Source organism: Corynebacterium sp. HMSC072G08, assembly GCF_001809185.1.
GTDB lineage: Bacteria > Actinomycetota > Actinomycetes > Mycobacteriales > Mycobacteriaceae > Corynebacterium > Corynebacterium phoceense.
Window position 1 is genome coordinate 1 of the sequence record NZ_KV796455.1, and the last position, 761, is coordinate 761.

General features: G+C 54.9%; 1 tRNA gene. It reads right to left on the reverse strand.

Annotation, left to right across the window (positions count from 1 at the left end):
• Positions 1-506: 506 nt before the first annotated feature.
• Positions 507-579: transfer RNA gene (locus tag HMPREF2559_RS10245), tRNA-Glu, on the reverse strand.
• Positions 580-761 lie beyond the last annotated feature (182 nt).

Sequence of the window (761 nt, forward strand, 5' to 3'; positions counted from 1 at the left end):
TACTCAAACGGAACAAAACCTGGGGCACTTCACCCTTCTCAAGAATGGTCGCATGGGATTGGGCGACAAGACTCGCCGTCTCGTTCGTGGGTTCGCTAACGCGACCCTCGTAACCGCTTTGGGCATCGTGGGTGTCAACATTCACCTGATTCAGAAGTTCCTTCACCGAGTCGTATTCGACTTGAATACAAACCCCAGCGACCCGGTTCCAACTCAACCGTGTAAGCGAGTCTCTGACTGGAACACGTTCGGCAACGTCGCACCCCAGGCTCCCCCGGCTGCTGCCTAAAGACCAACAAAGACCACTGCCCATGTAGGCCGTGGTCTACAGGTCGTGGGCCACTGCCCGTTTAGCCGAAATTTCACTCTATCCCTGCTGCTTTTAAGCACCAGGGATCGAGTAAAACAAGCAAAACCCCGATTCTCAGTAACGAGAATCGGGATTTCGTTTGGCGTTTGTCGGTTTCGTGAACTCTGCAGGTCAGAACCGTGAAACCGCCACGTTGTACCCCGTACGGGATTTGAACCCGTGTTACCGGCGTGAGAGGCCAGCGTCCTAGGCCGCTAGACGAACGGGGCGCGGTCTGTGCAGTAAGCGAGGCTCGCTGCGGACTTCATAAGAGTAAACGACGCGTCTACATTCCACCAAATCCGCAGTACACACCATAGAAATGCGACGGAAAAACTATGTGCCAGCACCACCCTCTGCGCCACCGCACTGGCGCTAACGGGGCTCTTCCGGTTTTAGAGTGCATTGATTT